Source organism: Microcoleus sp. N9_A2 (assembly GCF_036701775.1).
Taxonomy (GTDB): domain Bacteria; phylum Cyanobacteriota; class Cyanobacteriia; order Cyanobacteriales; family Microcoleaceae; genus Microcoleus.
On the sequence record NZ_JAUBRH010000020.1, the window covers coordinates 1 to 22,188 of the forward strand.

Annotated in this window: 10 protein-coding genes; 7 read left to right on the top strand and 3 right to left on the bottom strand. The window is 46.6% G+C overall.

Annotated features, from left to right (window positions below; all coding sequences use genetic code 11):
• Nucleotides 1-2,823 (top strand): choice-of-anchor D domain-containing protein (locus tag QUA44_RS14255; RefSeq protein ID WP_333309733.1); only part of this gene is annotated, 2,823 nt, incomplete at its 5' end.
• Between the two features lie 105 nt (nt 2,824-2,928).
• Here the strand turns inward: QUA44_RS14255 and QUA44_RS14260 are convergent.
• Nucleotides 2,929-4,323, bottom strand: a complete 1,395-nt coding sequence (locus tag QUA44_RS14260; RefSeq protein ID WP_333251377.1) for a 2-polyprenyl-6-methoxyphenol hydroxylase-like oxidoreductase — start codon at nt 4,321-4,323, stop codon at nt 2,929-2,931.
• A 399-nt stretch (nt 4,324-4,722) separates the two neighbouring features.
• On the opposite strand from QUA44_RS14260, the gene QUA44_RS14265 reads away from it, so the two are divergent.
• Both QUA44_RS14265 and QUA44_RS14270 read left to right on the top strand, forming a co-directional pair.
• Nucleotides 4,723-7,824: an MFS transporter gene (locus QUA44_RS14265; protein WP_333251379.1), complete on the top strand. Its 3,102-nt coding sequence runs from the start codon at nt 4,723-4,725 to the stop codon at nt 7,822-7,824.
• A 958-nt stretch (nt 7,825-8,782) separates the two neighbouring features.
• Nucleotides 8,783-13,351: a response regulator gene (locus QUA44_RS14270; protein ID WP_333251383.1), complete on the top strand. Its 4,569-nt coding sequence runs from the start codon at nt 8,783-8,785 to the stop codon at nt 13,349-13,351.
• Between the two features lie 1,009 nt (nt 13,352-14,360).
• On the opposite strand, the gene QUA44_RS14275 is transcribed toward QUA44_RS14270, so the two are convergent.
• Nucleotides 14,361-14,972 (bottom strand): Uma2 family endonuclease, encoded by a 612-nt coding sequence (locus QUA44_RS14275; RefSeq protein ID WP_333213850.1) that lies wholly within the window; start codon nt 14,970-14,972, stop codon nt 14,361-14,363.
• 290 nt (nt 14,973-15,262) lie between these two features.
• Nucleotides 15,263-16,924: a glycosyltransferase family 39 protein gene (locus QUA44_RS14280; RefSeq protein ID WP_333251384.1), complete on the bottom strand. Its 1,662-nt coding sequence runs from the start codon at nt 16,922-16,924 to the stop codon at nt 15,263-15,265.
• Between the two features lie 74 nt (nt 16,925-16,998).
• Between QUA44_RS14280 and QUA44_RS14285 the strand changes: the two genes are divergently transcribed.
• From QUA44_RS14285 to QUA44_RS14300, 4 genes are all read left to right on the top strand, one after another.
• Nucleotides 16,999-18,486, top strand: coding sequence for a hypothetical protein (locus QUA44_RS14285; protein ID WP_333251386.1), 1,488 nt, complete (start codon nt 16,999-17,001; stop codon nt 18,484-18,486).
• Between the two features lie 68 nt (nt 18,487-18,554).
• A complete protein-coding gene (locus QUA44_RS14290; RefSeq protein ID WP_333251389.1) occupies nt 18,555-18,728 on the top strand; it encodes a hypothetical protein in 174 nt (57 codons plus the stop codon).
• Nucleotides 18,729-18,846: 118 nt separating this feature from the next.
• Complete coding sequence (locus QUA44_RS14295) at nt 18,847-19,251, top strand: hypothetical protein (RefSeq protein WP_333251392.1); 405 nt, start codon at nt 18,847-18,849, stop codon at nt 19,249-19,251.
• A 780-nt stretch (nt 19,252-20,031) separates the two neighbouring features.
• A partial coding sequence (locus QUA44_RS14300; RefSeq protein WP_333309736.1) for a DUF4347 domain-containing protein occupies nt 20,032-22,188 on the top strand: 2,157 nt, incomplete at its 3' end.

A 22,188-nucleotide genomic window follows, 5' to 3' on the forward strand; every position in this document is an offset into this window, starting at 1 on the left:
ATAGTTGATGGTACTGCAAGTGCGATCGACTTTGGTAGTGGATTAATCGGCGCAACTCTCAACAAAACCTTTACCGTCAAAAATCTCGGTACAGCAGCTTTAAACCTCAGCAACCTTACCTTACCAACAGGATTTAGCATTGTCGGAACCTTACCTGCAACAGTAGCCGCCGGCGCGAGTGCTAATTTGCTTCTTCAAGTAGATACCACAGCAGCCGGAAATAAAACAGGTACGTTGCAATTTGTCAATAATGACAGCGATGAAAATCCCTTTGATTTCCCGATTTCAGCCACAGTCACAGCCACACCATTACCAGAAATCCAAGTATTAGACGGAACAACAGATATAGTTGATGGTACTGCAAGTGCGATCGACTTTGGTAGTGCATTAATTGGCGGCACTCTCAACAAAACCTTTACCGTCAACAATCTCGGTACAGCAGTTTTAAACCTCAGCAATCCTACCCTACCAACCGGATTTAGCATTGTCGGAAATTTACCGGCAACTCTCGCAGCAGGTGCAAGTGCTAACCTGCAAGTTCAAGTCGATACGACAGTAGCAGGAAATAAAGCAGGTACGCTGCAATTTGTCAATGATGATACGGATGAAAATCCCTTCAACTTCCCGATTTCAGCATCAGTCACAGCAACTCCTGTACCGGAAATCCAAGTATTAGACGGAACAACGGATATAGCTGATGGTACTGCAAGTACGATCGACTTTGGTAGTGGATTAATCGGCGCAACTCTCAACAAAACCTTTACCGTCAAAAATCTCGGTACAGCCGCTTTAAGTCTCAGCAACCTGACTTTACCCACAGGATTTAGCATTGTCGGAAACTTACCGACAACTCTCGCAGCAGGTGCGAGTGCTAACCTGCAAGTTCAAGTAGATACAGCGACAGCCGGAAATAAAACAGGTACGTTGCAATTTGTCAATAATGACAGCGATGAAAATCCTTTTAATTTCCCGATTACAGCAACAGTTACAGCCACACCATTACCAGAAATCCAAGTATTAGACGGAACAACAGATATAGTTGATGGTACGATAAGTGCGATCGACTTTGGTAGTGGATTAATCGGCGCAACTCTCAACAAAACCTTTACCGTCAAAAATCTCGGTACAGCCGCTTTAAACCTCAGCAACCCTACCCTACCAACCGGATTTAGCATTGTCGGAAATTTACCGACAACTCTCGCGGCCGGCGGTACAACTAACCTGCAAGTTCAAGTAGATACAACCACCGCCGGAAATAAAACAGGTACGTTGCAATTTGTCAATAATGACAGCGATGAAAATCCTTTTAATTTCCCGATTACAGCCACAGTTACAGCCACGGCTGCACCAGAAATCCAAGTATTAGACGGAACAACGGATATTGTTGATGGTACTCCAAGTGCGATCGACTTTGGTAGTGGATTAATCGGCGCAACTCTCAACAAAACCTTTACCGTCAAAAATCTCGGTACAGCCGCTTTAAACCTCAGCAACCCTACCCTACCAACCGGATTTAGCATTGTCGGAAATTTACCGACAACTCTCGCCGCTGGCGGTACAACTAACCTGCAAGTTCAAGTAGATACAACCACCGCCGGAAATAAAACAGGTACGTTGCAATTTGTCAATAATGACAGCGATGAAAATCCCTTTGATTTCCGGATTTCGGCATCAGTTACAGCCACAGCAACTCCAGCGCCTGCACCTGCACCCGCGCCAGCACCCGTACCTGCGCCTACGCCTGCACCGGTACCAAAACCTGTACCTTTACCGACACCAACGCCTGCACCAGCACCAACTCCAACGCCTGCACCCGTACCAACTCCAACGCCTGCACCCATACCAACTCCAACGCCTGCACCCATACCAACTCCAACGCCTGCACCCGTACCAACTCCAACGCCTGTTAACCAAGAGGATACAGACTGCATTTGCGACAAAATTGAGTATCCCAATCTTAACCAACCAAACCAACAAATTGATAACATTATCAATGGCAGCCCCGGTTTGCTAATTGGTACTCCCGCAAACGAGGCTTATTTTGGCAGCAACCAGCCCAATATTTTCGATGCTAAAAAAGGTAACGATAACTTGTTTGGCGGTGAGTTAAAGGATATCTTCAATGGCAATGAAGGCAATGACTTCATTGAGGCGGGCAAGGGAGAAGACCTCTTATTTGGTGGCAAAGGAAACGACATCATTCTTGGTGGTTTTGGTGAAGATGTTATCTTTGGAAATCAGGGCAATGATTTAATTAACGGCAAAGAAGATGATGATTTAATCTTTGGCAATCAAGGCAATGATTTTATCGACGGCGGCAAAGGAAATGATTTAATTTACGGTGGCAAAGGAGATGATTTAATTCTCGGCAGTCAAGGTAATGATACTCTCTTCGGACAACTCGGAGATGATACTTTGTGCGGCGGTGAGCTAGATAATGTCATTTATGGCGGTCAAGGTAACGATTTAATTGACGGAGGTAAGGGCAATGATTCGATTTATGGAGACTTAGGTAATGATACGCTTCTCGGTTGTGAAGGGAATGATATTTTGTTTGGAGGTTCGGGTAATAACAGTTTAGTTGGCGGTTTGGGAAATGACACTTTTGTGTTAAATTCTAGTCAGGGATTTGACTTGATTGCTGATTTTGTCAAGGGTAAAGATTCGCTCGGATTGTCTGGAGGCTTGAGTTTTAATCAGTTAGAAATAACTCAGGATAATAACAGTGCGCTGATTAAGTTAAAGGGAAGTGGAGAATTAGTTGCTTCTTTAACTGGAGTCAATGCCAGCCTAATTGGTGTTAGCGATTTCCGAGTTGTTTGAACCTAAAATAACGCAGATGAATATGATTTTATCTGCGTTTATCTCTATTGATGCGGAAAAAATAGAAGAGGCAAAAATAAGCTGATTCCGTATCAAGTCTTTCTATTAATTTTGCCTTGTGCCTTCGACTTTCTGCCCGCCGCTGACTAATTGCCCGATCGCCTTAACCGCAATACTGGGATGAACAAGTACAGCAGGCGACTCAATCATGTGCAGAACTTCCAAAAATGCTTGACAAACTTTAGTATCTCCGACCAGCACTTTTAACACTAGATCCATGTAATCAATTGTCAGCCGCGTAGCAAGGTTTAGTTTTGCACCTGTACTTCCCCGATAGCGCGAATCCTGACTGATAGCAAACGTCCAAGGAATAGTGTGTAATTTTGCTAGTTTTTGTTGAAATTGTCGCGCAAAGCCTGTTAAATCGCCTTCTGGATACCGCTCTCTTTGCTTTTGCAAACATTTATCTAGCATCTGAGCATCTAGTGCAGCAACCGTCATTCCCTGTCCGTATATCGGGTTAAAAGCGCAAACTGCATGACCGATAATTATTAAGTTTTCAGGGTAACGAGCGAGCCGCTCGTAGTGGCGCAAACGGTTTTCTGTACCTCGATAACTATAAACAGGTGTTATTGCTTCTGCGTCTTTAATTGCATCATAAATTGTCGGGGTTGGCAAAGTGCGGGCAAATTCTAGAAAACCTGCTTCGTCTGCGGGGGGATAATCGCGATCGCCCCCGATGATAAGCACCAGCCAGCGATTGCCTTCGATCGGAAAAATTGCACCGCCGCGGGTGCGAAATGGCGGTGCGGTTGACACAAATACTGGCGCAGTCTCTGACAATTTACCGCTGCCTTCATAGATGCGGCTGGCATAGCCGACAAAAGCATTGATAACGGTTTCTTGCGGAGGTTCCCAGCCCAAACTTTTCAACCATTGAGGTGTTTTGGAAACTTTGCCACTAGCATCGACTACTAAATCTGCATTCAAATTCTCTGCATGGATGTTACCAGGGTTGTGGCGATCGCGAAAACGCACCGACACCCCAGTAATCTCAGCGCGCGAGGCATTCGCCAGAAACCCCGTTACTGTGCCTCCTTCAAGGAAATGCACGTTCGTATTTTCAGCCAAGCGGCGGCGAATTTGCCAATCAAGTAAATCCCGACTGAAGATAATTAAATTATTTAGATCCGGGCTAGATTGCGGGGCCCAACCCGCCGGACTAAACCACCCGATCGACCTTGGATCTAAACTAGGAGCACCAGCAGCTACCAGTTCGTTTTCCAAGCCAGGAAAAAACTCTTCTAGGATCATTTTCCCCCGATTTAAAAGGATGTGAAGGTGACAGGATTGAGGAATACCGGGGCGAGGCGCGGGTTTTTCTGGCAAAAAATCTCGTTCAACAATACTTACTCGGTCGAAGTGTTTTGCTAATACTCTAGAGGCCAACAGTCCTGCTAAACTGCCGCCAATAATAATTGCATGACTTTCTCGCTGCACTATCGAATCCCTTCAAAGCTAATTTGCTATGGCATTGGTTGATGAATTGGGAACAATTTGTCTGGGCTTCTGTGCCGACTCTTAATATTGATCGACAAAAGATTTTCCTCTGCGATTATTTTAGTCAGACTTACCATTACTACCATCTATCTCGGGTGCCCCGCAGCGCACCTTACTCATAACTCAGAATTAACAACTTGACAACTGCCAATTTACATAGCATAAATATGCCTAAAGTGATAGCCGACCACAGACATATTTTTCCACTTCCAACTGTAGGGGGATGCTTTAGCTCGTCAATAAGGCGATGATTGCCTTTGGGGGCATGAGTCTAAAACTATACATTAGTTAACTCGCGCCAACGATCGCGCGCACCCACCCCTTAACGAGGAATATACTATGTATCAAAATTTGCCAATAAATCCACAACTGTATAACATCGGGTTCTGGCTGGCCCAAGTGCCAGTAGAACAGACTACAACCACAACCACAGTAGAAGACGCAGCACTCCTCTATTCCGGGCCGCAATTTTTTATCGCCTTGATAGCTGGAGTGGTACTCGCCTGCGCTTTCCAACTCTTGCTAACAAATTTATCAGTAGCAGCCGGCCTTTCGTACATGGGACAATCCCACGACGACGACAACCACTCGGATAGCGGCAGCCCCCCAGTCCGTCACATCGGCCGAAAAGTAGGTACTTGGACGCTAATCACCGTTACCATTGCCCTATTCTTTGCTTGCTTGCTAGCAGTTAAGCTCAGCTTGATTAGCAGTCCCGGTTTAGGTGCGATCGTCGGTTTAGTCGTGTGGGCAACCTATTTCTCAATGCTTGTCTGGGTGAGCTCCACCACCGTCGGTTCCTTGATTGGTTCCGTCGTCAACACCGCCACATCAGGCTTTCAAGCCATTGTCGGCACCGCAGCCTCGGCCATCGGCGCCAAAGCAGCTAGCAACCAAGTCGTCGCCACAGCCAAAGCAGCAGCAGCAGCAGTGGGCCATGAACTGGGTAGCGCGATCGACCCCACAAGCTTGCGCGAAAACGTCGAAGAGTACATCCAAAGCCTCAAACCGCCAGAATTAGACATCAAAGGGATGCGTAGCGAGTTTGAAAAATTGCTTAATGATCCGCAACTAAAAACCATTGCAGCCGAAAATTTGCCGAATCTCGATCGGCAAACTCTCGTAGATTTAGTAAGTTCGCGATCGGACTTATCAAAACGCGACGTAAACCGGATTGTAGACCAACTTCAAGATGCTTGGAAACAAGTAGGAAAACAAGGGCAGCAATCAGACGGCATCGCCCAATTAGTAGACTATCTCAAATCTGCTAAATCGGGAGATTTGGTCTCAGATAAATTGGGAAGTAGGGTAGAAAAAGCCCTCAGCACTCTGGGCGTTCAAAATTCGGGAGAAAGCCCGACAATGATGACCCAAGCAACGACAATGGCAGTCAATGCTTTAATGGGAATAGTATTGGGTCGCACGGATATTTCCGATTTCGATGTAGAAAAAGTAGTCGGTCAGCTCAAAACAGCTAAAGACAAAGTTACCCAGCAAAGTGATAAAATTACCGCTCAAGTCAAAGGCGAACCCGTAACTTACAGCCCAATTCGTGCGGATGTAGAAAACTACCTACTCAACACTTATTCCTGGCAGATGAACCCCCAAGCCATCGAGCGCGAATTTCGGGACGTTCTCTACGATCCGACAGCCGATCCGGGAACTGTGCGCCGCGAATTAGAAAAACTAAAACAGTCTAATTTTGCCGAAATCCTGGCTAGTAGAGGTGTTTTTACCCAAGACAAAATTAAACAAATTTCCCAGGAATTAGAAGCAATTAGACAGCGCGTTTTACAAACCGTGATCTTTGCCGAGGAGCAAGAAAAAGCTCGCGATTTGCAGTGGCGGGTGGAAACTTATTTGAAGCTGACGCCGAAAGAGGAACTGACAGCAGCAGGTATCGGGAGCGATTTCAAAAAAATCTTAGAGGATTCCGACGCTAGTGACGAACAGTTGCGCGATCGGCTTTCTCCTTACACCCGCGACAGTTTTGTGCAAATTCTCCGAGGCCGCGAAAACTTCGGATTCCAGGAAGTAGAACAGATTGTTCAAGAGTTAGACAGGACGCGAGATGTAGTTTTAGCAGATGCTAAAGGTCTGCAAGAAGCAGCGCAAGCCCGAGTAGATAACCAGTGGCAAAGAGTACAAGAATACTTGAAGTCTACGGGCAAAGAAGAACTCAATCCCGAAGGCATCAAGCGCGATTTGAAAACGCTGCTGGATAACCCAGAAGCGGGAATGTGGGCCCTGAGAGCTAGAGCTTCGAGGTTCGATCGCGAAACTTTGGTACAATTGCTATCTCAGCGGAAAGACCTCAGCGAAGACCAAGTAAATCAGCTTATCGACAGCGCCGAAGAAAATTGGCACAGTGTGCTGCACGCGCCGCAACAACTGGCAGAAAAAGCTAAGGATCAGTACGACCAAACCACAACCGCCCTGGCAGATTACCTCCGCAATACTGGCAAATCAGAACTCAATCCTGAAGGGATTCAGCGCGATTTGACGAAACTGATGGAAAATCCCAAAGAAGGGGCTTTAGCACTGCGCGGCCGCCTGTCTCATGTCGATCGCGATACTTTGGTCAAACTGCTTTCTCAGAGACAAGATTTGACCGAGGAACAAGTCAATCAAATTATCGACCAAGTGCAGGAAACCCTGGGATCGATTGTGAAAGCGCCGCGCCGTTTGGCAAAGCGGATGCAAAGCCAAGTGCAGGATTTTCAGAGTGTTTTACAAGATTATTTGCGTAATACAGGCAAGGATGAATTAAATCCCGAAGCCATCAAGCGCGACTTGCAACTACTGCTGCACGACCCGAAAGTCGGCGCTTACAGTTTGGGCGAGCGCTTGTCGCACATCGATCGAGCTACAGTTGTTTCTCTGCTGTCTCAGCGGCAGGATATTTCTGAAGCAGAAGCCAATCGTATTGTCGATGGAATTTTGTCGGTGCGCGATGAATTCGCACTGCAAATTCAGAAAATACAGGAGGGTATTCAGTCGGTAATTGACGGGATTCTCGGAAAAGTTCGGGATTACCTCAATTCGCTCGATCGCCCTGAACTCAACTATGAAGGGATTACGCGGGACGTGCGGAAGTTATTTGACGATCCGCAAGCCGGATTTGATGCTTTGCGCGATCGGCTGGGTCATTTCAACCGCGATACTTTAGTAGCACTAATGAGTTCGCGCGAGGACATTTCCGAAGCAGATGCCAACCGCTTGATCGACCAAATTGAAAGAAGCCGCAACACCGTCTTGCAAAGAGCCGAACGCTTGCAGCAAGAAGCGCAGCTTCGCCTCGAAAGCATTAAAGTGCAAGCCGAAAAACAAGCTGAAGAAACTCGGAAAGCAGCGGAAGTTGCCTCTTGGTGGCTGTTTTTCACCGCTCTTTCCTCGGCCTTTGCGGCTGCGGGCGCTGGTGCTTTAGCCGTCATCCGATAAAAAAGAGTCAATTTGCGCGATCGGATTGCAGATATATCAATCCTCGCATCATTTGTGAATTTCTTACTCCCTCCCCTTGATAAGGGGAGGGTTGGGGTGGGATAAAAAGTTTACGACTCCTGCAAGGATTGCAGATAGTGCCTGATATGAGTTTCTACTGATATCAGGCACTAATGTTAGTAAAGGATTTGATCGGGGAGTGGGAACGGGTTTGTATTAATTTCTTGGTACTGTTGAATAATGTCATGGATAAAGCCGCTCCTACCGAGTTATTGAAGATTGTGGAAACGGTGAGTCTATACATCTTAATTAGCAGTTTTGATTAATTCAAAATAGAAAAATGAAAAGCCGATTTTTTTGATTGTTGTATATTTTATTTGCGGATGTAAATGAAAAGTCGCCGGATATTCATTTCCTCTGCTATGACAATTTTTGAACGCGGTTCAAGCTTCTAGGCTAGATAGGCTTTTGGGCTTATTCCACTACTCCTGCAAGGATTGCTAGAGAAGGACAAAAATCAAAACAGCTATTGAAATGAGCTTTTTTTGGCAGACCCAACTAGGCGCGCCAGTCCGCTCTCCTCAATATTTTTTAGGTACAATAATAGTGAGGCTTCTCAACCCAGCACGCCTGTTCTACCAACCGCCCGCCGCCGTGCCGGAGTCAGTATCAAACGCAAACTGTTTTGAGTTCGATCGCCCGTTTCTTTTGAAAATGCCGATCGTCAGGTTATAACTTGTAGGTCAGAGGTTGTGCATAATAGGGAACTAAAGCTGTGAAAATACTACACTGACTGTGGGGGGCAACATACCGGATACCTTGGAAATACCAAGGGCTTTGCTTTCGTCAGCCCAGAACAGTCCAAACACGCAGGCCCTGCGATCGCCAATGCTAAACAACCTACGTCTCAAACCTCTCCTGGCTAGTTGCCTAGTAGCACCGTGAGGAGGGCGACGCCATGCAACTCCGAAAAAAAACACTATTAATCATCGGTGCAGCGCTGATCAGCCTGATTGTGGTTCTGTATGCCACTGCATCAACTATTTTGCTGCATGATTTTCACAACCTGGAGGCACAGTACGTCCGCCAGGATGTCGCACGGGCTTTGGACGCATTAGATGATGACTTGTCGAATTTAGACACCAGCGCCCAAGATTACGCCGAGTGGGACGATACTTACTCTTTCGTCGCAACACGGAACGAAAATTTTGTCAAGTCAAATTTCGTCGATTCGACATTTATTTACTTGAGACTAAACTTATTGGTGCTGCTGGACTCCAACGGTAAGACGATCTTCAGCAAAGGTTTCGACCTGAAATCCAAAACCGAAATCCCGATTCCCGAAAGCTTAAAACAGCACTTGACCGAGGCGCTACTAGACTCATCGACTGTCGAGGGCGATCGCCCCGGCCCCAAAACAGGCGTCCTCACCCTGCCAGAAGCCAGACTGCTGATTGCCGCCAAGCCCATCTTCAACAGCAACGCCCAAGGCCCGTCGCGGGGGACGCTGATCTTGGGACGCTACCTCGACAGCAGCGAAATCGGTTTGCTTTCAGAACTGACTCACCTGTCAGTGGATTTTAGATTGCCAAGTTTAGATTTTAAAGTGGGAACCGCGAACTACTCCGGGCACAGCGCCAAGGCGATGGCTCGATCGAGGCAGGAGTTGGAAAATGTCAAACTCAAAATTTCCAACCTCAAATCAGTAGAAATTTTAGTAGAGCCACTCAGCGACACCTTAGTCGCAGGATACGCCCTAATTCGCGACATCCACGGCAACCTAGCGTTGCTGCTGCGAGTAGAGACAGATCGCATCATCTACGGGCAAGGTCAGGCTACCTTGGAGCTGTTTACCTTATCAATACTGGCAGTAGGTTTAATATTTAGCGCCATCACCCTGCTGTTGCTAGAAAAATTAGTCTTGGCGAGATTGGCTTCCTTGAGCACCAGCGTCAGCAACATCGCAGCCAGCGGCGACCCAGACTTGCGCGTTCATATCGCAGGAGCAGATGAACTCGCAAGTCTGGCCGACGCCATCAACCGAATGCTAGAAGCATTGGGCAATTCTCAAGTCGAACGTAATGAAAGCGAAGACCGCTATCGGTTGATGGCCGAAAACTCAACCGACATGATCACCAGACACGACCCCAAAGGCGTGTTTATTTACGTCTCGCCAGCCAGCCGGGCTTTGCTGGGATACGAACCTTCGGAACTCATCGGCCGCGTCCCCAACAATTATTTTCACCCCGACGATTTAGAAATCATTGCCAAAGCTCACTGGAAAGTTCTGGCGCTTCCAGTTACTTACACCGTCAGCTACCGCATCCGCCGCAAAGACGGCAAATACATTTGGTTTGAAACCACCGGCCGCACGATCAGTGATCCCCAAACCGGCGAAGTGCAAGAAATTATCGGCATTTCCCGCGACATCAGCGTGCGGAAGCAAACAGAACAAGAACTGCGAGAAAGCGAAGCTGCAATCAAAGCTTTGTACCAAGTGACTTCGGCTCCCCGTACAGACCCGTTCAACCGCCTCTCTACCTTTGATTTGCGCCTCCAAGAACTTCTGGCAATGGGATGTCGGCAGTTACGCCTGTCCGTGGGAATTTTGTCCTGCATTCAAGGCGACAACTATCAAATAATGGCTGTTGAGTGTCCCGACGGGTCGATCGTCAAAGACCAAATCTATGATCTGGAAAAAACCTTCTGCGTCGCTACGGCAATGGCAAAAGAACCGATTTACTTTGAGTCGGTGAGGTTTTCGGGTTTTTCCTTCAACAGCGACGATCGAGCCTTCCCCATCGAAGCTTACATGGGCATTCCGGTCACGGTGGGAGGTCAAGTTTACGGCACTCTGTGCTTCTTTTCTCCGACTCCTGTGACAGAACCGTTCCGAGTTGTAGACAGAGAGTTGGTGAAACTGATGGCTCAGTGGGTGGGAAGCGAACTCGAACGCCAGCAAACAGGCGTAGATTTGGCAAAAGCTCGCGATCAAGCACTGGCGGCTACTAGAGCCAAAAGCGAATTTTTAGCCACCATGAGCCACGAAATTCGCACTCCGATGAATGGAGTCATCGGCATGACCGGTTTGCTGCTGGATACCCCCTTAACTCGCGAACAGCGCGATTTTGTAGAAACTATCCGCAGCAGCGGCGATGCTTTGCTGACGCTGATCAACGATATTCTAGATTTCTCGAAAATTGAGTCGGGCAAATTGGACTTGGAGAAACATCCGTTTGACATCCGCACTTGCATTGAGGAATCTCTAGACTTGGTAGCTGCTAAGGCGGCAGAAAAAAAACTGGAAGTGGGTTACTTGATCGATCGTACAGTACCGGCAACGGCGATCGGCGATAGCACCCGCTTGAGGCAAATTTTAATCAACTTGCTCAGTAATGCTGTTAAATTTACCGACGCTGGAGAAGTGGTGGTTTCGGTGACTGCCAAAAAGATTTCAGTGCCGGCGGCTAACGCTAAAGAACCGCCATTAATTGCTGGCGAACCGGTAGCAATTAACCCAGCATACGAAATACATTTTGCGGTCAAAGATACCGGTATCGGCATTCCGAGCGATCGCATGGATCGGCTATTTAAATCTTTCAGTCAGGTTGATTCTTCAACGAGCCGGCAGTACGGCGGTACCGGATTGGGTTTGGCAATTAGCAAGCGTTTGGCCGAAATGATGGGCGGCCGGATGTGGGTGGAAAGTATGGGTAGTGTCGCGGGCAATCCTCCTGCCGATTTTAGATCATCGGCAGTTTTTGATTTGGGATGGGCGGAATCTTGCGAAATAGCCGAAAAATATAGCTATGGCAAATCTGTACTCAGCAACAAGCCGATCGGCCAAAATACGAAATCTGTTGGCTCTACTTTTTATTTTAGTACGATCGTTTCTGGCTGCAAGAATTCCTTACCACTTAACTTGAGCAATTCTCAACCTGAATTAGCTGGCAAGCGAGTCTTAATTGTCGATGACAATGCTACCAACCGCAGAATTTTGACTCTCCAAGCTCAGTCTTGGGGAATGGTGGCTAGGGCTTCAGCTTCGGCTCGTTTGGCTTTAGATTGGCTGGCTGCTAAAGAGATGTTTGATTTGGCAGTTTTGGATATGCAAATGCCGGAAATGGACGGGTTAGCTTTAGCGGCGCAAATTCGCCGGTACCCTGATTGCGAAAAGTTGCCGTTAGTGATGCTAACTTCGATCGGCAGGCAAGAAATTAACTCTCCTGCTATGGAGATGGATTTTGCTGCTTTTTTGAATAAACCCATCAAACAATCTCAGCTTTACAATGTTTTAATCAATATTTTTGGAGAACAGACAACGGAATTTAAAGGGCAGCGCACCAGCGGGGCTTTCTTGCAAAGCATACCCATGCTGGCTGAGAACTTACCTCTGCGGATTCTGTTGGCTGACGATCATTTGGTGAATCAGAAGGTGGCTTTGCAAATTTTACAGCGGATGGGGTATCGCGCGGATGTGGCGGGAAACGGTATCGAAGTGCTCGAAGCTTTGCGCCGCCAGCCTTACGATGTGGTGCTGATGGATGTGCAAATGCCGGAAATGGACGGACTGGAAACTACCCGCCACATCCGCGAGCAATTTTTAGCAGATTTAACTTTAGAAAATCCCACGGGAGAATCAGAGGTTTCCGTAACAAATGAGCAATCTCATAATCTAGACTCGACCAAAAATCCCACGGGAGAATCAGAAGTTTCCGCAACTGATGAGCAATCTAACAATCGAAAATCCCGAATCGAAAATCCCAAATTGACTGACGAGGAATCTAACAATCGAAAATCAAAAATCGAAAATCGAAAATCGACAAGGCCTTGGATTGTGGCAATGACGGCAAATGCGATGCAGGGCGATCGCGAAGAGTGTATGGCTGCCGGGATGGACGACTATTTGAGCAAGCCGATCGCCATTGAGCAGTTGGTGCGAGCTTTGATCGCGTGTAAATCTCGATCAAACTCCGCATTCGATCGTCTGCAGCCGATCGTTTGTTTGGATGCCCCGGCGGCACAGATCGCAGGAACGAGTGAATTACAAGTGCGATCGAATGTGGGTATTGCAGGAAATCAACAACTCACCATTCCCAATTCGCCGGCCGTCGTCGATTGGGGTGCATCAAATCTCGATCGGGCTTTGTCAGAGAGTGGCGATTCCCTGAGTCCCAAGATTATAGAGGGACTGCGAGAAGTGGAAGCTTTGGACGAGGCGATCGAGATTTACCTCGAAACAGCTCCCGAACTGCTGCGAGGCATCTCTATGGCTCTGTGCAACGCCGATCCGCTGGCTTTGCGGCGATCGGCTCACTCTTTAAAGTCGATTAGCGGTACTCTCGGTGCTTTTCGCTTGTTTGAGCTGTGCGAGGAACTCGAAATCATGGGCCGCATGGGAACAGAGGCGAACAAGCCTTTATCTGATCCGGTCTGCGCGCTTTTAGAACAGGTTGAGGCCGAGTATCAAAGAGTTGAAACGGCGTTGAAAATAGAAAGGCTGTACAGCGAGACAATCACAGAATAATTAACAAATGATAATTAACTATTTGAAGCGAAACAGATATCATGGATCACAATCTAGTTGCTAATATAGTAATATTTTCTGTATTACTACCTTGTACTTTGTACATTGCTTACGCCGCGAAAGTAGCCCTCAATCTCAACCTCGATCTATTCGGTGCAGGTCACACCCCTGCGAAATTAGAAGAGATATCCCGTGGAATCATTAAGTGTAAGTGGTTCCCTAATTCCCACCACTGCCCCGGAAATAATCATGTTAAATAATCAGTCATAAGCTGTTGTGCATTTAACAATAGTCAGGACAGTTTTTATAGGGCCCAGTGGCTTAGGCTCTCTTGACTTCGCAGCCCCTGTGGATAATTAAATCAATGTCAGCTCCACCCCTGACGCGGCATTTAATTCGACTTTTTTATACTCCTTGCCCCGCGTAAGCTTTTAGTATCGTTCCCAAAACTGTCCGGAGTATTGATTTAAATTGAATGTCAAAAAATAATCTACAGCATATTCGGTGGTTCGTGAAGTACACTATAAAGCTCTATTGTTGGTACATTGTTATGTAGGGTGCGGATCTGCTCATGTTTAATGAAACTTGCAGATTGACTGGTGGCGACGCACCGATGCTTACGACCCTTGTTGTGTGTACCGCATATACATGGAATATGCTGTAAGTCTTGTGGGGAGTAGGGGTAGGGCCAGAAAGCCCGCCCTCAATATGCAATGTAAATGCGTGACAGCTTAAACGTATCAAAACCGAATAAACCAGGCTTTTCGGGGGGGTGCATCTCAATTTTGTAGAATATACAGCATATTCCAGGTTGATGAAGTACAGTAGCCGCTAAATTTATATTGTGTGATTTTAATATGTAGGGTGCGTCGCTGCGACCTTTTAAATAGAACTTGCAGATTGTTGGTGGCGACGCACCTTACTTACTACAAGATTGTGTGTACCGCACATACATGGAATATGCTGTATTTGCAAAAATGAGATGCACCCTGGCGGGCTTTAAGCCTCATTAAACTTCTGCAATTTCAGGTGCAATTTCTGGATCTACTTGTTCAAAATTCACTTTATTATAGATATCTGCCACAGCAATTTCAAAGGATACTGAAGCAAGCGCGATCGTCTCATCCAATTCATTGTACTCAGCAAACGACCATCGCTTATCATCCGTCTTAGAAAAATGTTCGATATATCTCCGATTTTGGTCGATTAATAAGTATTCTTCAAGAGTGGGAATTGTGCGGTATCCCTCAAATTTTTTGCTGCGATCGTATCCTTTAGTTGACGCTGACAAAACCTCAATAATTACCCTGGAATTGGTAATCGTATCGGTGCGGTTATTATAATACTCCGGCTCCCCACATACTACCATCACATCGGGATAAGTATAGATGCGCTTCTTGGGTATCCACAAGCGGACATCGCTCATGAAAACTCGATAGTCTAGTTTTTTGAACGCAAAATTGAGTTCGGTACTGAAATTGAGCGCTATTTGATTGTGATTGGTAGAGCCACCGGCCATAGGAAATATTTCACCGTCAATGTATTCGCTTTTGTAGTCAGCAGCTTCTTCTAGTGCTAGATATTCCTCGATCGAGTAGTATCGTTGTTCAGTAAGTTGCATAGTTCTATTAGAGAGCATTTAACTGAGGCTTTTGTTTAGTGTAACATTTTTGGGTAAGCTTTTTAAGGTTGAGTTTGTGTAGGGGGTTTTTGAGATTGTTGGTTTCTCGTATGAATTGTTGGTAAACTCGTCCGCACCCAGCCGATCGCCTAGATTTATCTGATATGCGATTGCATCCCAAAAATGGTAGATTCGGATTTGTCGTTGGGTGGGGGCGGGTTTTCGAGATTTTTGGTCTGAGGCGATTATGGTTGGTGAACCCGCCCCTACGGTAATTTGGGGAAACACGCTTACTTTTTAGTTACCACAACCCAATCGTCCGCTGTTTTGACAACCTCAGCATTCTGCAAACGTAAATGTTTTAAAACGGGTTTTTCTAACAGAAAATAAGGTTGAGAAAGAGTTTGCCATTTCTGTTTGAGCGTCGGCGCGTCGGCGACAATAACTTGGCGTTCACTGTAAAAATTCAGCGAGGGACGGCCCAAGCGGTGAGAAGTAAACACTTGTTGACCGGCCGGAGTTCCTGTGCGGACAATTTCGGCGATCGGCTTCACAGGATAATCCTCCGCCAGTTCCCAAACCCAGTTATCTGAAGCCACCAATACCAACAGCGTCAGGTAAGTTCCCCAAATTAAAACTAATATAAACTGCCGATCTTTGCGGTGCAGCAACACGGCCACCAGTGTCATTGTTAAAGCTACAAATATCAGCATTAACTGCAAATCTCGCTCGATCGGCACAATGTATTTCCCAATTTGCACTAAGCCACTGAAGTAAATGCAGCCGACAACACCAAGTACAGCCAGCACTGCGAAAATCGCGGGATGAGGCAACAAAGAAATAGCATCAAAATGTTCTTCTGCTTTCTCTTTAATCGGCTCTGGCGGCAGCCACAGTTGCTCCCAAACTTCAGCGAGATAACTGCCAACGGCAAGAGCAAAAGCTGGATAAATTGGCAAAACATACCACGGCAATTTAGTAGTCATCACAGAAATAGCCAGCAGATATACTCCACTCCAAACCAATACTAATTTTGGCCCTGGAAAATTGCGATTTTCCCAACTCAAACGCAGCCCTTGCAGATAAAATAACTGCCACGGCCAAGCTAATTTTAAAATTTCTAAAATATAGTACCAGGGCGGGCCTTTGTGACTGCTCACAGGTTCCGAAATGCGTCGGAAAGATTCGTTAACTAAATTAGCGTGGATGAAATATTGGCCGTAGTGCAGCCATTGGGCAAAATACCAAGCCGCTACTGGCAATGTTCCGATCGCCAATCCGCCCCAAAGATAGCCAGAAGTAAGGAGTCGCGGGGTATCCCAAACCAAAAAAATACAGCCAACAGCAGCCAGCAGCAGCCCCAACATGACGCCCTTAGTCAGGCAAATGAGTCCGAACCCAATCCCCGCCCCCAAAGCGTAGCGCAAGTCGCGGCGCGATCGTAGCAAACACCACATCGCCCCCAGCAAAAAACACAAAACCGCTCCATCCAACATCGCCAAACGTCCATGTCGCACCACCGGTAACAGCGTCAGATAAACGAGGGCAGAAAAAATGGCGATCGACCGTCTGGGAAACAACTCCCTGCCAATGGCGTAAAGCAGGGGCACTGAAGTGGCTGTCAGCATCGCCGGTACCAACCTCGCCGTGAATTCACTGACACCGCCTGCCGCAAAACACAGCCCGATTAGCCAGTGTACCAGCGGCGGTTTGTTGAAATAAGGCATAGAGTCGATCGTCGGATACAGCCAATTTAAGTTGCCGCGCCAAATTTCGCGACTTACCTGCGCTGCAATGCCTTCATCCCAATCCCGCAAAGCCACGCCGCCCAGATTCAGCCCGAAAATCAGCACTGCAGCCAACAGAAAAGCCAGCATCCACACTTTGTCTGTAAAGCTGTCATTCCAGCGATTTTTCAGTTTGTGGCCCAGGAATGGAAAGATTTCTGACATAAGTTAAGAGAGTTTTGAGCGTCCCAAACTGCAGGTAAACTTAGACAGCAGTTATTTGCAACTAGGAAAATACCATGAACTTGCCTGTAATTATAGATATTATCATTGGCTTAGTCTTTATCTACCTGACTTTAAGCTTGCTAGCTTCGGAAATTCAGGAACTGATTGCTACTGTTTGGCAGTGGCGGGCGGAACATTTAAAGAAGTCGATCGAAGTGCTGATTTCTGGAGGCAGCGAAGGCGCGAAAGATCCCCTGCAATTTAAGCGAGTCGGACATTTGGCTCATTCGATTTACGCCAATCCGATTATCAAAGATTTGAATCAGGGAGCGAAAGGGCTTGTATCAGAGGGATTCCGCTCTGTTACGCACCGCATGGGGGATTTGTACCACGGAGTTACGGGTACTAAAAATGTTTTCGGCAATAAATCTAGTGGCCCTTCTTATATTCCAGCCGAGTGTTTTTCGGCTAGCCTTTTGGAGACTTTAAAGGTTTCTAGTTTGCTCAGCTCTATCTCTAAAACCCGATTGGAAAGATTTAAAGATTTACAATTAGCACAAATTCAACAAATTGGAGACAATCTGAGTTTGCCGGATGCTACTAAACCGATTATTGAGCAAGAATTTAGGTGGTTAACGGCGGAGTTCGATCGAGTTGCTGAAGATTATCAAAACAATTTAGCAAGTTTGAACAACAGCTTAGATCGGATGTCGGAAAAGCTAGGATTTTATATTAATGATTCTCAGGTTTATCTACCAGAAACCGAGCTAGCAGGGAGAGAATTTCAGAGGCAGATGGCATTTGTCAAGGCTCGTTTTGACAGCAAAATTGAGCGGGTGGCGCTGCTGGGGCAACTGCAACCGAGTTTCAGCAATCTGTTAAATACTGTTAAAAAAAGTCAAGATACGGTAGCAGAAATTATGGAACTAAAAGAGGAGAGTCCAATTTATCAACAAATTCAAGAAACCTTGGACAGTATGCCAGAATCTTTGAAACGAAGCCTTTATATTTTAGCGCAGCGCGCTGAAAAAAGCGGCGGAGATACTCAAGAGCAGTTGCAGCGTTTTCAGAAAGAAATTGAAATTTGGTTTGACCAATCGATGGAGCGTGCTTCTGGCGTTTACAAGCGGAATGCCAGAGGGGTGGCGATTTTGCTCGGAACTGCGATCGCTGTCGCTGCTAATGCTGATAGCATTCATATTATTAATCGGTTGTCGAAGGATTCGATGTTGCGATCGACTGTGAATTTGTACGCTCAGCAGTTGGTAACAAACAATGCTAAGACTCAATCAAATAATTTAACCAGTCTGACAAAAGTTCAACAGGATGTCGATCGAGCTTTGGATCAGGTAGCTCTGCCTTTTGGATGGAGCGAACAGAACAGCTTAGAACGAGATAAGCAGGGGAATTTATTGTGGCTGGCTTTGATTGCAAAATTGTTTGGTTGGATATTGAGCGGCGTAGCTATTTCTATGGGGGCTGCTTTTTGGTTTGAGGCGCTCAACAAGATTATTAATATTCGCAATGCAGGGAAAAAACCCCCATCTTCCACAGAATCTTGATCGGTGCAGTTGCGAGGCCAGTTAACTAACTGTCATACCCTTTTAGATTTTAGATTTTAGCTAGGGGAATGACTGAAGACTATCGAGGTTTGAAGCACCGGCTGACAGTTGGATTTTTTGTTAAAAGTGGTATCACGGATAGGATATCGGATCGATCGGTAATTACGCGTTGGCCGGAAGTAAGGGAAAACACGCAGAATATAAATTCCGTGCGATCGCGGATGGCAGTGCAGCAGAAATAGGCGAAACTGATAGATAGGTTAAATAATAATCAGCAAAATAAACAAGGTCGCTGGCAGTTTCAGAAACTCTGAATCCAAGGCTGTATCTACCGCTCAACTCACTTTTGGAGGACGGAATATGTTGACTTCTTTAAGCGAAACGACTCGCGCCTCGGAATACCCAACTCCCCCATCCAAAAGCTTTGTATTCAAGGACTCCAGCATCAATGAAGGTGGATATTTTGTTTCCAGAATTTTGGCTGGGGAATCTGAGTGCATTGAGAAAATGACCTCCGCACTTCAAAAATCTGCCTCTATCCTTAGAGAGATTGACAAAGTTGGATTGACTTCTGATCGCAGCTTCGGCAATCTGCAATTAGGCTTTTTTATCCTCAGTTCAGATTACCTCGAACAATACAAAAGTCAATTGCCAAAATCGCATACCTCTATGACTCAAAACAACGGAGTTGGTTCGTGTTATGCCGATCAATATAGTGATACACTCAGCAACGGCGGTGGGAGCGATCGACTGTTTGCTAATTAAGGAGAGTGATTTAATGGAGGGTGTGGAACGTACCGAGGGCGACTGGACCCGAATACAATTTTAATTAGGGAGGCAGGCGCGATCGCAATCAACGATTTGATCTGACTCAACCTGCAATCAGATAAACTCCCGCTGAATAATTTGAATCACGTTTGTAGTGAGGATGACAATCCTCACAGTGTCGGTAGCACCCCATAAGCCAATTGATTTATAGCCATGGGTTCCACTTAATATCAGACTGTTTTGAGTGTTAGTAAATACGACGTAACCTTCCGGGTAATAAGTATTTGGATGTATCGCAAACCTAGCAACTTCAAAGCATATAGAATTATTCAAAATCTACATAATTCAGTTTTTCGTTAGATGAAATATAGCTAGGGAAACTGTAGTGCATTGTGCCTATATGTAAAATATCACACTCAAATAAAAACTACTAAATATAATTAAGAGGAGTTATTCTTGGGGGAATTACCCCCAGCATTTCCGAATACCTGAACTCCCGCTACTGTTAGCCAAATAAGGTCGAAGAAATTTGGATGGTAGAACCTAGATTGATTTCTTTTAATATTCGCAATAAGTGTTGTAATATATTCCCAGCGGTAGAGGTCTAAATTTCTATTGTGGTCAGGGTGCAACCGATAAATATGATAAGAATAAATTAATAAAAATTTTGAAAAAAGTGCACTATCTCCCAATTTAGTGTTAAGATATAATCAAACAAGTCTGATGAGGTTACTCTAGGGTGTATCTACTAATAATGCCCTTAATGGAGTCTCCAATATGAGTTCTACATTCGCTCAAGTTAACTCACAATCTTCTTTTGAAAAACTGCCACTGCGCTCCTTAGTCTTCATTGACTCCGGCGTGGAAGATTACGAGTCAATTACAGCGGGAGTGCTGCCGGGACAGCAGGTAGTAATACTCGATCGCGCCAAAAACGGCATCGAACAAATCACCTCGGAGATGGAAAAATACGCCTCTACTAAGGGGGCGATAGACTCGGTTCACATTATTTCTCACGGCAGTTCTGGCAGCCTACAATTAGGCAATACCGCTCTGGGTTCAGATAATATAGAGCAATACAAAAGCCAGTTGGAAAAGTGGCAAACTTCACTAGCCCCCCAAGCAGACATCATGCTGTACGGCTGCGATGTAGCAGGCGGTACAGGTGCTAATTTCGTCGATCGATTCAGCCAATTAACCGGGGCTGACGTGGCGGCATCCACCAACACAACCGGCAGTGGCGGCGACTGGAATTTAGAATTTGTTACGGGCAAAATTGAATCTCCCTTAGCCTTGGGGCCAGAGGTTATGGCAAGTTACCAAGGTGATTTAGCTACGATCGTAGTAGCCAACAATAGCGATAGCGGGCCGGGTTCATTAAGGGCTGCGATCGCCACGGCTGTTGCCGGCGATATCATTACCTTCGCTCCAGGTTTAGCCAGCCAAACCATTACCCTCACCAGCGGTCAACTCGATATTCCCGTTGGCAAAAACATCACGATTGACGGCGCAGCAGCAGCGGGTTTAACCATCAGTGGCAACAACGCATCCCGCGCCTTTTTTGTCAATGCCAACGTTGCAACTGCTACTAATTTTGTGGTCAAAAACCTGATTATTACTAACGGCAAAACTACCGATCGAGGTGGCGCGATCGGCACAACCGACGAAGTAAACCTCACCGTAGAAAACGTTCAGTTCAACAACAACGTCGCCGATCAAGGTGGTGGCGCAATTTTCGGTAATTTCAACAATACCCTGACTGTTACAAACAGTAAATTCAACGGCAACGTAGCCACCGCAGCTAACGATGAACGCGGTGCAGGTGCGATCGGCTTTTTGAGTTTCAAAACTTTTACAGTCACCAACAGCGACTTCACGAACAACAAAGGAATTAACGGCGGGGCAATTAACAGCCTTCAAGGTAAGCTGACAATTGACAACTCCCGATTCATCGGCAACGATACCACCGCAGCCACTTTCGCCACAGGTCAGCCCAATGATTTCTTAAGAGGTTTCGGCGGCGCACTTTATACCGATCGAGCCAGCAATCCCAGCGAAGCTTCCGGCACAATTAAGATCACCAAAAGTGTATTTCAAGACAACAAAGGGCGAGGCGAAGGCGGAGCCGCTTATCTGTTTACCGGCACCCAAGACAGCGTAAGTATTGCAGACAGCACCTTCCAAAACAACGAAATTCTGTCGCTTTCCGGTGGCAACAACGGAGTTGGAGGCGGGTTAGTAAACTTGAGCAACGGCCTCAACAAAGGACTTACCGTCTCCAACACCACCTTTGCTGGCAACAAAGCCCCCGGTCAAGGTGGCGCAATGTGGATCATGGATGCGCCTACCACCATTACCAACAGCACCTTTTCTGGCAACCAAGTTACTGGGACTACCGACTTTTACGGCAATGTCGGTGGTGCAATGGCTCTTTATTCCCCCACAACCATCGTCAACACCACCATTGCCGATAATTCCGCCCGTTGGGTGGGCGGAGGCATCTCGGCTGCGGAAGGAAAGCCTGTCAGCGTCAAGAACACGATTTTTTCTAACAACACGGCGGGGAATGAGTTTGGCATTCAGCAGCACACCAGCAGCGAACTAACTGACCAAGGTGGCAATTTTCAGTGGCCTGTCAAAAAAACCACTAACTTCAACGATTACAATGCGACGGCAAGCATTACGATCGCAGATCCCTTACTCGGCCCTTTGCAAAACATCAACGGCGCTTTCGTAAGGCCTCTGCTGACAGGAAGTCCGGCCATTGACAAAGGAGTACCAAGCGGCGCACCAGCTACGGATCAGCGCGGCCAGACTCGCCCTCAAGATGGTGATAGCATCCCAGGTGCGATCGTGGACAGTGGATCTTTTGAATTGGGAGGTAGTGTCGTCCCAGTGCCAACACCGACTCCGGCGCCAACCCCGACACCGACA